The following is a 13,350-nucleotide window of genomic DNA, read 5'->3' as shown; positions in this document are numbered from 1 at the left end:
TCTATTCCCAGCTTACGATATCCTGGTCCTCGCCTTCGCCGCCCTCGGCGTTGTCGGCCCCCAGGGTGAAAAGATCGAATTTTCCGTGCTGGCCGGGCGAAGCGTAATGATAAGGATTGTTCCAGGGATCGACCGGGACCCTTTTCTTGCGGAGGTAAGGGCCGTTCCAGATTTTGGCGTTGCTCGGTTGCTCGATGAGCGCTGCGAGTCCCTCGTCGGTGGCCGGGTAGCGGCCCACATCCAACCGGTACATGTCGAGCGCGGAAGAGAGTTCCTCGATTTGCAGCTTGGCGGTTTTGGTCTTGGATTCTCCCAGGTGCTTGACGACCTGAGGCCCGACCAAGCCGGCCAGCATGCCGATGATGGCCAGTACGACCAAGAGTTCGATCAGGGTAAAACCGCGCTGAGCGCGGCCATGATGATGTCGATGTTTTTGCATAAGAGTACGAATCATAAGTAAAACGGAATCAGGTAAACGGGTGGATGGTATAAAAACCGTGTTAAAAAGCGAGGTCATTGACGCTCAGGATCGCCATCAAAATCGAGATGATGATTCCGGCGATCATGAGACCTAGGCCAACGATTAACACGGGTTCCAGCAGAGCCAGCATACGCTGTACGGAAATCTTGATCTCCTTGTCGTAAGTGACCGCGACCCGTTCCAGCATCTCGGCCAAATGGCCGGATTCCTCGCCCAGCTTGATCATCTGCATGGCCAAGGTCGGAAACAGACCGCTCTCGATCAGGGGCGCCGACAGGCTTCCGCCTCTTTTGAGGCTTTCCACGGCTACTCCGACTCCGTCGACGATCACTCGATTTCCGAGCGTCTCCCTGACGATGGTCAGGGCCGCCAGCATGGAGACACCGTTGGCGAGCAAGGTCGCCAAAGTGCGGCTGAAACTGGCGACTTCCAGTTTGCGGATCAGGTCTCCTACCAAAGGCAGGTTCAACAACCGGGCATCCCACACCTGGCGACGCTCCTGGTCCGCGAACTGATACCGAAAATAGCTGGCGATGCCCGCGATCAGCATCAGAAGCACCCACCAGTAGGATTGCAGTCCCTCTGCCACGCCGATTACGATTTGAGTCGGCACCGGAAGTTCCTTGCCGGCGGATTCGAACATTTCGGTGAACTGCGGAACCACGAAGGTCAACAGGAGCAACAACGACAAAACCGCCATGGTGACCAGGATGGCGGGATAAATCAGCGCGGTGGTGACCGTATCGCGGAGCTCCTTGGATCGTTCCAGATAATCCGACAAGCGCTCCAACACCAGTTCCAGCGCGCCGCCCGCTTCGCCGGCACGGATCAAATTGATATAGAACCGCGAGAAAACGCCGCCCTGTGCTTCCAGAGCGTCGGACAGCTGCGCGCCGCCCTTGACCGAATCCAGCACTTTGGCGATCAGACCGTTCAAGGCCGGTTCGTTCGCGGTCAGTTCGAGCAGCACGGTCAGCGCACGATCGAGCGGCAGCCCGGCGTGCAGCAGGGTCAGCAGTTCGCGCGTGAACAAGGCGATCTGTTTCTGGGAAATCCGGTTCTTGCTGCGCTTGAGGCTCAACCAGGCGAACGGCCGCGATTTCGCCGGCGCTACCCGAATCGGCAAGAATCCTTCGTTTTGCAGGGCCAGGATCAAGGTGGCTTCGTCGGCGGCTTCGCGCTCCGCTTCCACCGTTTCTCCATCCCGATCCACGGCCTTGTAGACGTAAAGAGCCATAATCCTCAGCTATCCGAAGTGACGCGCAGAACTTCCTCGATCGTGGTCAGGCCCATGACGGCCTTGCGCAAGCCGTCTTCGTACATGGTGTACATACCCTCCTGCAGGGCAAGTTCCTCGATCTGCCGCGACTGGGCATGGCTCATCACCAGACGGCGGATACCGTCGCTCATGACCAAGAATTCCTGGATTGCAAGGCGTCCGCGATAGCCGGTTCCGTCGCACTGCTCGCAGCCTTTGGGGTGATGCAGGACCACCGGACCATCGGCGAACCTCGCCAGCCTCATTTCTTCCACCATCTCGGCCATGGCGGGATAGGGCTCGCGACAATTCGGGCAGAGGCGGCGCACCAGGCGTTGACCCAGGATGCCGTTCACGGTGGAGGTGATGAGATAGTCCTCCAAGCCCATGTCCATGAGGCGGGTTACGCCGCCCGCGGCGTCGTTGGTATGCAGCGTCGACAACACCAAATGGCCGGTAAGCGCCGATTGCACGGCGATGCGAGCCGTTTCCAAATCGCGCATTTCGCCGATCATGATGACATCCGGGTCTTGCCGGACGATCGAGCGCAGGGCGTTGGCGAAAGTCAGTCCGATCTGGGGCTTGGTCTGGATTTGGTTGACGCCCTCCAGTTGATACTCCACCGGATCTTCGACCGTGATGATCTTGCGCTCGGGCGTATTGAGCTTGTGCAGCGCCGTGTACAGCGTGGTGCTTTTGCCGCTGCCGGTGGGGCCCGTTATCAGGATGATGCCGTGGGGAAGCGCCAGCACGTTCAGGAATCGCTCGAGCATGGCTCCCTCGAAGCCGAGGGACGAAAAATCGAAGACGATGCTTTCCTTGTGCAGGAGACGAATGACGACGCTTTCGCCGTACATGGTCGGTACGGTGGAGACGCGCAAATCCAGCTCCTTGCCCTGCACCTGGAGCTTGATGCGTCCGTCCTGGGGCAGGCGGCGCTCGGCGATGTTGAGCTTGGCCATGATCTTGATGCGCGAAATTACGGCCGCGGTGGATCTGACCGGCGGAGCTTCCACCTCGCGCAGCACGCCGTCGACCCGGAAGCGGACCTTGAGCCGCTGTTCGAACGGTTCGACGTGAATATCGGAGGCGCGCGACTCCACCGCCCGCTGCATGATCAGATTGACCATGCGGATTACCGGCGCTTCGGAGGCCAGGTCCTTGAGGTGCTCCACATCGGCCTCGTCGATTTCCTCGTCGCTGCCGAGGTCCTCGACAATCTGGCCCATCAGGGTCTTTCCGGAACCGAGTTGCTGTTCGAGCGCTCGGTCGATTTCGGACGGCAGTCCCACATACGGCCGCACGGGTTTTTCGCAGGCCAGGGCGAGGGCGGCCAATAGATCGCGATCGAACGGATCCGCCACCGCAACGATGAATTCATTATCTTGGGCGGCTATGCCGACTACGTGATTTTCCTTGAGAAAACGGATGGCTACGGTATCGGGAAGCGGCGAGGTATCGGGATAGTCCGCGGGCGACACCAGGGGCAATGACCCGACCTCGGCCAATATTTCCGCGGTATCGCGCTCGGACACGATGCCGAGCCTGGCCAGAAGCGCGGGCAGCTTCTGCTCGTCGGCTTGCGCCGCCAAGCGTTTTGCGCGGTGGATCTCCGCCTCGCGCACCTTCCCGCGCCTGACGAGTTCATCGGCAAAACGCTCGTACGGGTGTTCCACAATGGATTCCGCGTAGGTTGCCGGCGGATTTAGCTGTTGCGGTGCAATGGCCAAAGTCTTTTCTCGCATAAAGCAAAGCGCCTTAGACCTAAAAAGATCTAAAAGTGCCGGATCGGAACCGAAATATTTAATTTCTCAGCAGAAATCGAAGGGAATATTACACTAAATCGCCAATAACAATCGGTTTGCCGATATCCTTGGGCGAAATCCCAGCCGTTTTCGGCTTGCTCGGCGACAGTTGGTCCGAGTTTTTTCATTGATTTGACCAAGTGCGGTAAGAGTCGTTGCATGCCGGACCCTCTATGGTCGTGCCATAGGTCTTTTATCGGCGAAGGATGAAAAGCGGCGTTGCCCGGCAATCCGGGCGACGCGATATCGGATAGGCGGAGAAACGTACTCGTCCCACTTGAGCCGTGACCTCGACTGGGTTCGGCGCAGGCGGCCGATACCACGCGATGCCGGTTAGTGAAGATGACTAAGATCACCCCGGCAGGGAATGACGGCTTAACTTAAGTGCATTGCGATACCACGAAAGGGGTTGCCCGCCTTTTTCCGGCTTCATATTATCCTAGAAAGGGCAATTGACCGCTTCGATGGGCTCGAAGAACTTCATGAGTCCCGGCTATTCCGGCTTTTATCCGCTTCGCCGCTTGGGTGAAGCTGCGGCTCACCCGATTGCCGTTTCTAGGATTATTCCCGTTCAATCTTAAATACTTGGATTTATCTATGAATTTACTCGCCTCGGAAGTATTTGAGCGTTTCAGGACTCAGGGTCTGATCGTCGACCACCGCGGACCTGATCAAGTCATCCGCCGCCTCGCGCCTGTCGACGATTGCGCGCCCGGGGACTTGGTGTTCGTAGATCATGTGAAATATCTGCCCCAAGTCCGTGAACTGAAGCCCGCCGCAGTAGTGACTACCGAGGCGATCGCCGCAGAATTGAGCGATGCCGGGGCGTCTCTGCTGATCGCACCGAATGTGCGCCTGGCCATCGCGCTGCTCAAGCAGACTTACGGCGACCGCGACGTGCGGGATGTCGAATGGCCCCGGATTCACCCTTCCGCGGTGATTCACGAGAGCGTCGCGGTGCCCGAGGATGCGGTGATCGGTCCCGGCGTGGTGCTAGGCGCCGAGGTCAGTCTCGGCCCCGGCGTAGTGATCATGGCGAATACGGTGGTGGAAAAGAAGGCGAAAATCGGGCGGGAGACGGTGATCCATCCGCGCTGCACCGTCGGCTACGAGTGCGAGATCGGTGCCAACGTCATCCTGAAGGCCGGCTGCGTGATCGGCTCGGAAGGTTTCGGGTTCGCCCAGGACGAGCGCCGTCGCAATTACCGCATTCCGCACACCGGCAAGGTTATCGTCGAGGACCGGGTAGTGATCGGCGCCAATACCAATATCGATCGCGCCACCTACGGAGCCACCATCATACGCTCAGGAGCCGTAATCGATGCCCTGTGCCATATCGGCCACAACGTCGAAATCGGCGAAGACTGCATTCTCTGCGCTCATACCGGCATTTCCGGGTCGACCCGGTTCGGGAAAAGGGTCATCGCTTCCGGCCAGACCGGAACCCTGGACCATATTACCGTGGCCGACGACGTCGTGCTGCTCCACCGCGCCGGGCTCCACAACAGCATCAAGCAGCCCGGCATGTACGCCGGCGGGCCCGCCCAGCCGTTACAGCAATATCTGAAAAACATGGCGGTTTTTCCGCGCTTGCACGAGATGTGGACGCGGTTGAAGAATCTGGAGAAAAAAATGGCTGACTTGGCGAAGGCTGAGTGATATGAAAATCGCCACTTGGAACGTCAACTCCCTGCGCGTACGTCTGCCCCACGTTTTGAACTGGCTCGGGCGGGAACAGCCCGATGTGCTTGCCGTTCAAGAAACCAAAATGATCGATCCGGAGTTCCCGGTCGCGGAACTGGCCGAGGCCGGCTATCTCTCGGTTTACAGCGGACAGAAAACCTATAACGGCGTTGCGGTGTTCAGCAAGCTCGATTGTTGCGATCCGGTCACCGATCCGACAGGCTTCGACGATCCTCAGCGGCGCATTCTTGCGGTTACTATCGGCGACTACCGGATCGTCAATCTTTACGTGCCGAACGGCGGGGAGGTGGGTTCGGACAAGTACGCCTACAAGCTGGACTGGCTGTCCAAGATGCGCGATTACCTGCGCCTCGAATTCGAGCGTCACCCGCGCTTGGTCGTTCTGGGCGATTTCAACATCGCGCCCGAGGATCGGGACGTCTATGATCCCGAGTCCTGGCGCGAGAGGATTCTCTGCAGCACGCCGGAGCGGGAGGCGTTTCGCGCCTTGCTCGATTTAGGGTTAATCGACGTTTTCCGGCGCTTCGATCAGGCCGAAAAGAGCTATACGTGGTGGGATTACCGTCTCAATGCGTTCCGTCGCAACATGGGGCTGCGGATCGATCATATTCTGGTCAGTGCCCTGCTGGCCGACGATTGCTTGGGCTGCCGCATCGATGTCGAGCCCAGAAAGCTCGAACGGCCGTCCGATCATGCCCCGGTGGTGGTAGAATTCCGGGCCTGACCGGAGGCGGCTCACTTAACGGGTGAAAACGTCGCCGGATTCTACTCGATCCGAATTCGCTCAAAGCTTCCGGTCTCCGTGATCCACAGAATCCCGTCGCCGCGTTTTCCGGTGCGGCAGTTTTCACGGATGATTTGGACGATCTCATCCACCTTGTCGTCCGGGGCGACGATTTCCACCCGAACCTTGGGCGAAAAATCGGTCAATTCTTCCCGAATGCCGTGGCTGACTTCCGGTTCCTCGTGCTGGCTGCAACCTTCCACCCGGCTCACAGTCATTCCCGGAAAGCCGCGCATCTGGCGGAATGCGTTTCTGAGCTTGCTCAGCCGCTGGGGCTGGATGATGGCTTTGATCTCTTTCATGGACTCTCCTCTTTCAAGCTTCGATGCGTTTTTCTTCGAACCATCGGTACAGGGTCGGCAGCACCACCAGGGTGAGCAAGGTTGAGGTGATCAATCCGCCGATCACCACGATCGCCAGCGGGCGCTGGACTTCGGAGCCGGGACCTGTGGCGAACAGGAAGGGCACCAGGCCGAGCATCGCGACCGTCGCGGTCATCATCACCGGCCGGAAGCGCTGCCTGCAGCCTTCGACGATAGCGTCCGCCTGGCACAGCCCATCTTCCCTCAGCCCTCGAATATAAGACACCAGCACCACCCCGTTCAGCACCGCAATGCCCCACAAGGTGATGAAGCCGACCGAGGCCGGGACCGAGAGGTACTCCCCGGTGAGAAACAGCGAGAAGATGCCGCCCATCGACGCGAACGGCAGCACCAGAATGATGAGGGCGGCGAAGCGTAAGGAGTTGAACAGCAAAAACAACAGAAAGAAGATCGCCGCGATGGTGATGGGGATAATCACCATCAGGCGGTGCATGGCTCGCTCCAGGTTCTCGAATTGTCCGCCCCAGGTGACGTAATAGCCTTCCGGAAGCTTCACTTGCTCGGCGACGGCCTTTTGCAGTTCCGCGACGAAGCCGCCCAAATCGCGGCCCCTGACGTTCGCGCCGATCACCAGACGGCGCCGGGCAGTTTCGCGGCTGATCTGCGCCGGTCCGTCCACGACCTCGATGATGGCCAAATCTTCCAGCGGCACCAGGGCGCCATTGGGGGATTTCAGCAGTATTTGTCCGATGGCCTGCGGATTGTTTCTGAATTTTTCAGGAAACCGGACTACCGCCGAAAACCGCCGCTCGCCCTCGTAGATTTCGGTACTGACGCGGCCGCCGATGGCGGTCTCGATGATGTCGTTGATGTCGGCCACGTTGATGCCGTGGCGGGCGATGGCCTGGCGGTCGATATCGATGGTGAGATACTGCTGGCCGCTCACGCGTTCGACGCGGATGTCGGCGGCGCCTTCGATCGAGTTGAGCACCCTGATGATTTCATCGGCCTTTTGCTTCAGCACTTCCAGTTCGTCGCCGAACAGCTTGATGGCGATATCGGAGCGCACCCCGGTCACCATTTCGTCCACCCGGTCCGAGATCGGCTGCGCCATCACGATATTCACGCCCGGCAGCACCTTGAGCTTTTCGCGGATGGCGTCCATGACATCGTTCTGATCCCAGCCGTCCGGAAGCTGATCCTGGGGCTTGAGCGTCACGATAGGCGTGGATTCGTTTTCCGGCTGCGGATCGGTCGGGCTTTCGCTCCGTCCCAATTGTGAAACGGCTTTAGCCACCCCGGGCACTTCCATTGCCAGGCGCATGGCTTCGCTTTCGAGGCGGATCGACTCGTCCAGCGACATGCTCGGGACCCGGTTGATGCCGGGTACGATGGAGCCTTCCTTCATCTCGGGAATGAAGGACGTTCCCAGGAACGGAAACAGCAAGAGGCTGCAGACCAGTAAAGCTAGGGCGCTCGCAACTACCTTCAAAGGATTGCCCAGGGCAAAGTGCAGCAGCTTGAGGTAGGGTCGCTTCATGAATGCGATGATGCGCGTGTCGTGATCCGCCCCGCCTTTGAGAAGGTAGGAGCACAGCACCGGCGACAGGGTGAGCGACACGATCAGCGAGATGAACAGGGCGATCGCGATGGTGTAGGCGAGCGGCGCGAACATCTTGCCTTCGAGCCCGGTCATCGTCATGAGCGGCAGGAACACCAGGCAGATGATGCCCACCCCGAACAGCACGGGCGTGCCCACCTCGGCGGCGGCGCGCAGAACGATCAAGCTGCGGCTTTCGCCGGTTTCTTTAGCCTCGCCCAAATGGTGAAAGGCGTTTTCCACGACTACCACCGAGCCGTCCACCATGATGCCGATGGCAATGGCGAGCCCGCCGAGGGACATCAAGTTGGCCGAGATTCCGTAGTGGTTCATCGCCATGAAGGTAACCAGCGGCGTGATGATCAGCGTCGCCACCACGATCAGGCTGGAGCGGATGTCGCCCAAGTACAGGAACAGCACGATCACCACCAGGAAAATGCCTTCCATCAGTACCTTGGTCACGGTGTGGATCGCCGCATCCACCAGGTCGGTGCGATCGTAGAACGGCACGATTTTAAGACCGTCCGGCAGCATCCCTTGTTCGTTGATTTCGTTGATCCGTTCCTTGACCCGGCCGACGATCTCCTTGGCGTTGCCGCCGCGGAGCTGCAGAACGATCCCGCCCACGGCTTCCGTGTAGCCGTTCTTGATCACGGCGCCGGAACGTACCGCATGACCGATGCGTACCTCGCTGACATCGTGGATATAGATAGGCGTGCCCTCGATTTCCTTGAGGACGATGTTGCCGATATCCTCGACATCGTGAATCAAGCCGACACCGCGGATGAGGTATTGTTCGGCGTATTGCGGCAATTTGCCGCCGCCGCTGTTGGCGTTGTTCAGGGCCAGCGCGGTGTAGACGTCTTTTAGCGTCAGGCCGTAATGGCGCAAGCGGTCTGGATTGGGAAGGACCTGATACTGACGCTCCAAGCCGCCGATCGAGTTGATTTCGGCGACGCCGGGGATGCCGCGGAGCAGTGGGCGGACTACCCAATCCTGTATGGTCCTGCGCTCGGTCAGTTCCTCCTCGGTCAGGGCGCGTTCGCCGTCGTCGGGCCGCTCCAGGGTGTATTGGTAGACTTCGCCCAGTCCTGAGGAAACCGGTCCGAGAACGGGCGTGACGCCTTCCGGCAAGCGTTCCGCCGCTTCGATCAGCCGTTCGAGCACCAGTTGCCGGGCGAAATAGACATCGGTTTCGTCGTTGAAGACCAGGACGATCTGCGACAGAGCATTGCGGTTCACCGAGCGCATCTCGACCAGGCCTGGAAGCCCCGTCATGGCGATTTCCAAAGGAACGGTCACGAATCGCTCGACTTCTTCCGCAGAGCTGCCGGGCACTTCGGCGGCCACTTGGACTTGGACGTTGGTCACGTCGGGAAAGGCGTCGATGGATAGGTTCTGCATGGCGTTGAAGCCGAACGCGACCAGGCACAACGCGATGATGACGACTACCAGTCGCTGCTTCAGGGCGGCGCGGATCAAGTTTTCGATCATGGCCTACTCCAGCTCTTTGCGGATACGTTCGTTGTTCAGATGGAACGCGCCATCGACGACTATCCGCTGTCCTTCGGTCAATCCCGCGATGACCCGGCGGAGTCCGCCCAGATCCGGGCCCAAGGATACCGGTGTCAATACGAACTGGTCTTCGGTCGCATGCACGAACACATAGTCCCGGTCGCCGGTTCTCACGACGGCTTTGGCCGGGATATTGAGCGAGGTGATTCGGGGCCGATGAATGACCATGGTCGCCAGCATTTCCGGTTTGATCTTGCGTTCCGGGTTTTCAAGCTCCATGCGCACGGTCACCGTGCGAGTCGATGGATTGACGATATCCGCCACGTAGATCACCTTGCCGGTGATTTTCTGTCCGGGCAGCGCCGGAATCTGCACCTCGGCCCGGCCTCCTATTTCGACCAGATAGGCTTTCTGCTCCGGTGCTTCGGCTACGACCCAGACTTCGGACAGATCGGCGATCGTGAACAAGTCATCGGCGGGCTGGACGATTTGGCCTATGGAAATCTCCCGCTCGATGACCGTTCCCGACAGCGTAGCCGTGACCGGGATCACCGAATCGATCTGGCCGCTGTTCGACAGGCGTTGAATGGCGTTCTCGCTCATGCCCATTACCGCCAGTTGGTCCGCGCTGGCGCGGACTTCCACCTCGACTTCCGTCAATTCGCTTTCCCGCTCGGTGAGCTCCGCACGGCTGATCACGTCGGCTTTCAGCAGCCGGCGCGCCCGGTCGACCGCCAGCCGGTGCAGGTTCATTTGCGTCTTGGCTTTCAAATATGCGGCCTGAGCGATGCTCAGCTCGGTGCTGTTGATGGTCGCCAAGCGCTCACCTTGGCGCACGTTTTGTCCAATGAAGGCCATTACGTTGGTCACCCGGCCGGTGACGCTCGGCCCGACGCGAGCCACTCGGTGCTCGTTCAATGTGACCCGGCCCGGCAAATGAAGGGTTTCGCCGATTTCCGTCGATGTGACAGGTTCGATTTTGAGTCGTTCAAGTAATGATGGGGGCGCCTTGACGGCAATCTCGGCGGTCGTCTCCGCATTTTGGAGCTCCTGCTGTCCGAAGACGGGCCAGACGCCAAGTGCAAGCAACGCAAAAAATATGGGTTTTTTCATAACGGCTGATCCTGATAGTCCTGAGCCCGAAGCCGCTCGATTTCGAGCAGCGCGGCGTTCTTATCGAACAAGGCGTTGATGTAGTCGACGCGTACCGCTTGAAAGGTGCGCTGGGCATCCAAATAATCGAGAATGCCTCTTTCGCCGAGGCGGTAGGCGGCTTCGGCGACTTTCAGTGCCGATTCGGCTTCGCGCAGCAGGCCGGATTCGAAGGTCTCGATTTGCTGACTGGCGATGCGGAAGGCGGTAATCGCGGTGTCCAGTTCGTATACGAGGCTCAGTTGCTGCTGATTCGCTAGGGCGTCCGCCCGCGCCCGGTCGGCGGCGGCGCGGGCGATGGGGCCTTGCCGCTGATTCCACAGAGGAAGCGGCACGATGAGGTCGACCCGCCATTGCTCCAGGTGGGGCTCACGATAGACGCCGGCTTTTATGGTGGGTTGGGGATAGCGCAGAGCCTGTTCCAGTTCGAGCTGGGACTTGGCCCGGTCGACTTCCGCGCGCGCCTGAACTAGGGCCGGGTGATTTTGCAAGACGCTATCCCGGAGTTTATCGAGGTCGGGGGGAGGAATTTCGGACGGCAGTTCGCCGGCGATTTCTATCTTGGGAGGCAATGCGCCGCCGATAAAGGCGCGCAGGGCGGTTTTTGCCTGTTCTACGCGCAAGGCGGCGCTTTCCCGGTTTTTGGTGGCCCCCAACAGTTCCGCTTCCGCCTTGACCAGTTCGTAGCGGGAGGATTCACCGACCTCGACGCGCAACCTGATCTTATCGCGTATGGATTCGAGGAGCTCCCGATTGGCTTCCGTCATACGAAGCAGCTCCTGCTGCCGCAGCACGTTATAGAACGCCTGCTTGACCCGGGTCAGCACATTGAGGCTGACAACCCGGTAGGATGCGCTGGCCGCTTCCACACCGGCTTCGCCGGCTTCCCGGCGAGGGCGGCGGACATACGGGAGTTCGATGGGTTGAGCGATATCGACGCCGCCCAGAGCTCCCCTCAAGACCCCCGCATCCCGCGCTACCGATTCTCCGGCTCCCATTTGAATCTCGGGGTTGGGATAAGCCTTGGCGGTGATCAGATCGCCTTCCGCTCCCTGGACTTGGGCGCGGGCAGCGACGAGTTCGGGATTGTTTTTGAGGGTCAGGTCAAGTATTTGGCTCAGAGTCAGTGGCTCGCTGGCCACAGCCGGACCGAGCATGGCCAAGGCCAGCGATCCCCATAGACAAAGCGATTGCCGTCGGTGCAGAAACATTCATGTCCTCAAGCTTCTAAGTTTGGAACAGGCGCGATCACACGGCGGATCGGAGCCGCTGTGCTCGCTTCGGCGGCCGATCAATGCCTGCCGCCGATCAAAACAGAAGATGATGAATCAGAGTCGGCGCGGAGGTGGGACTGTCGGTTTGGAAATCCAGCCCGTCGTTACGTTCTCGCTGGCCGCGAGAATCTTCGCAAGAGGACGCGACAACGGATAACAGTAAAAAGGGAGCAGGTAACGGTCGGGGTCATGATCGTCGTCGTCGTCGGCGCACGTCTGATGTTTGGCGGATGGTACGCGATCTTTATGAGGATCGGACTTATTGCTTTCCTGTGCGACGGATTCTGCGGCAGCGGGTGCCAAATGAGGAAAATCGACAAGGAATTGGAAGCGGGAAATCAGAATGAGCGCGCAGAAAAAGGCGATTAGTACGACTAAGCCGATACGTTCCTTGGGAAAGGATGAATCGATTGTTGTGGATACCCAAGGCTGCATTATTTCTCGAACAAAATGACAGATCGGCCAGTGCAAAAGCGGATGTTATAACTCCGGAATTCTACCCATCGTTCCCATGGTTTACAAACCAAGAGCTTTTAATAATGTGTTCCACAAAACGGTGAAGCCTTGTAAGCACCAAGAATTTGGGGAAGCGTATCGGCTCATGCCAAAACCTCAATCCAAGAGAGCGAAGCGCAGCATGTTTGTGGTGCTTCAAACTAAGGAGATTGTTTTTTAAGGAAAATTATTCAAACCTCAGGTCAAGCCCGCGCACACGCCCAAACATCGACTCTAGCAACACCTGCCCGGCGTAACGCCCCGGCAAGCTCCTTCGCCGTTGCACCGGTGGTGATGACATCATCCAAAATGGCTACGTGCCGATGCTCGATCGGCGTTTCAACCGCGAAGGCGTTGCGCAGGTTCTTGCGGCGCTGTTTGGCGGGAAGTTCTGCTTGGGCGGCGGTCGCGCAGATGCGGCGGCAGCTGTGGAGATCGAGCGGAATGTCCAAGCGGCGCGAAACCGTACGTGCGATCTCGATGGCCTGGTTGAATCCCCGTTGGCGGTACCGGCTAGGATGGAGCGGAACCGGCATGATGGCGCAGGGCGTTTCTTTCAGTGCCGCCAGTTTTTCCGCCATTAGAATGCCCAAGAGCCGCCCGCAAGGATAACGGGCGCCGAATTTCAGCGAATGAATCAGGTGGCGGACGGGCTCCTCGTAACGAAACACGGCGAATGCCGAGTGGAAAACCGGGGGCTTTTTCTGACAGCTTCCGCAGAGGTGCGGCACGGGGGACTCGATGGGAATGGCGCAGCGCGGGCATGCCATGATGTTGTAAGGCAAAGATTGCCGGCAGCCCCGGCAAAGATCGATGCCATTGCCGCCCGGATCGCCGCATAACAAACAGGTGGGTGGATACAGCCAATTCTGTATAATGTTTGGCCACTTGTTCACGTTTTTCCGTTTTTGAAGTTGACAGCGTTCAGTCGCCGGTTCCGGCCATAGTTCAAGTCTTTC

Annotated in this window: 11 protein-coding genes; 3 read left to right on the top strand and 8 right to left on the bottom strand. The window is 59.0% G+C overall.

All coding sequences use genetic code 11. The annotated features are described in order from the left end of the window. Position 1 precedes the first annotated feature (1 nt). The 3 genes from gspG to gspE all read right to left on the bottom strand — a co-directional run bounded on the left by gspG (position 2) and on the right by gspE (position 3,484). Positions 2-439 carry a type II secretion system major pseudopilin GspG gene (gspG, locus tag ACR2TX_RS03185; RefSeq protein WP_077732498.1) on the bottom strand — a complete coding sequence of 146 codons (438 nt, stop codon included), beginning with the start codon at positions 437-439 and terminating at the stop codon, positions 2-4. A gap of 61 nt (positions 440-500) precedes the next feature. Next, the gene (locus ACR2TX_RS03180) at positions 501-1,718 is read right to left on the bottom strand and encodes a type II secretion system F family protein (protein ID WP_077732497.1); all 1,218 of its coding nucleotides are present in this window, start codon (positions 1,716-1,718) and stop codon (positions 501-503) included. A gap of 5 nt (positions 1,719-1,723) precedes the next feature. After that, positions 1,724-3,484 carry a type II secretion system ATPase GspE gene (gene gspE / locus ACR2TX_RS03175; protein WP_133717586.1) on the bottom strand — a complete coding sequence of 587 codons (1,761 nt, stop codon included), beginning with the start codon at positions 3,482-3,484 and terminating at the stop codon, positions 1,724-1,726. A 657-nt stretch (positions 3,485-4,141) separates the two neighbouring features. Here gspE and lpxD point away from each other — a divergent pair. Together lpxD and xth are read left to right on the top strand one after the other, a co-directional pair. Next, complete coding sequence (gene lpxD / locus ACR2TX_RS03170; protein ID WP_077732733.1) at positions 4,142-5,203, top strand: UDP-3-O-(3-hydroxymyristoyl)glucosamine N-acyltransferase; 1,062 nt, start codon at positions 4,142-4,144, stop codon at positions 5,201-5,203. 1 nt (position 5,204) lies between these two features. Beyond that, complete coding sequence (xth, locus tag ACR2TX_RS03165) at positions 5,205-5,972, top strand: exodeoxyribonuclease III (protein WP_156880831.1); 768 nt, start codon at positions 5,205-5,207, stop codon at positions 5,970-5,972. Positions 5,973-6,013: 41 nt separating this feature from the next. On the opposite strand, the gene ACR2TX_RS03160 is transcribed toward xth, so the two are convergent. The 4 genes from ACR2TX_RS03160 to ACR2TX_RS03145 are packed head-to-tail and all read right to left on the bottom strand — an operon-like array spanning position 6,014 to position 11,833. Continuing rightward, a complete protein-coding gene (locus ACR2TX_RS03160) occupies positions 6,014-6,334 on the bottom strand; it encodes a P-II family nitrogen regulator (protein WP_077732735.1) in 321 nt (106 codons plus the stop codon). 13 nt (positions 6,335-6,347) lie between these two features. Beyond that, positions 6,348-9,449: a CusA/CzcA family heavy metal efflux RND transporter gene (locus ACR2TX_RS03155; RefSeq protein WP_156880832.1), complete on the bottom strand. Its 3,102-nt coding sequence runs from the start codon at positions 9,447-9,449 to the stop codon at positions 6,348-6,350. Positions 9,450-9,452: 3 nt separating this feature from the next. Continuing rightward, positions 9,453-10,583 (bottom strand): efflux RND transporter periplasmic adaptor subunit, encoded by a 1,131-nt coding sequence (locus tag ACR2TX_RS03150; protein WP_077732737.1) that lies wholly within the window; start codon positions 10,581-10,583, stop codon positions 9,453-9,455. Continuing rightward, positions 10,580-11,833 carry a TolC family protein gene (locus tag ACR2TX_RS03145; RefSeq protein ID WP_086135126.1) on the bottom strand — a complete coding sequence of 418 codons (1,254 nt, stop codon included), beginning with the start codon at positions 11,831-11,833 and terminating at the stop codon, positions 10,580-10,582. The genes ACR2TX_RS03150 and ACR2TX_RS03145 overlap by 4 nt, the downstream gene beginning before the upstream one ends. A 252-nt stretch (positions 11,834-12,085) precedes the next feature. Here ACR2TX_RS03145 and ACR2TX_RS03140 point away from each other — a divergent pair, with 252 nt between their 5' ends. Further along, the gene (locus ACR2TX_RS03140) at positions 12,086-12,265 is read left to right on the top strand and encodes a hypothetical protein (protein ID WP_139841141.1); all 180 of its coding nucleotides are present in this window, start codon (positions 12,086-12,088) and stop codon (positions 12,263-12,265) included. 329 nt (positions 12,266-12,594) lie between these two features. Here ACR2TX_RS03140 and ACR2TX_RS03135 read toward each other — a convergent pair whose 3' ends face one another. Further along, on the bottom strand, positions 12,595-13,287 hold the full coding sequence (locus ACR2TX_RS03135; protein ID WP_077732740.1) for a ComF family protein: 693 nt from the start codon (positions 13,285-13,287) through the stop codon (positions 12,595-12,597). Positions 13,288-13,350 lie beyond the last annotated feature (63 nt).

The sequence above is a fragment of the Methylocaldum sp. GT1BB genome (assembly GCF_051027545.1).
Lineage (GTDB): Bacteria > Pseudomonadota > Gammaproteobacteria > Methylococcales > Methylococcaceae > Methylocaldum.
Note: the sequence above shows the minus strand (reverse complement) of the source record. Positions and strands in the feature narration are given on the sequence as shown.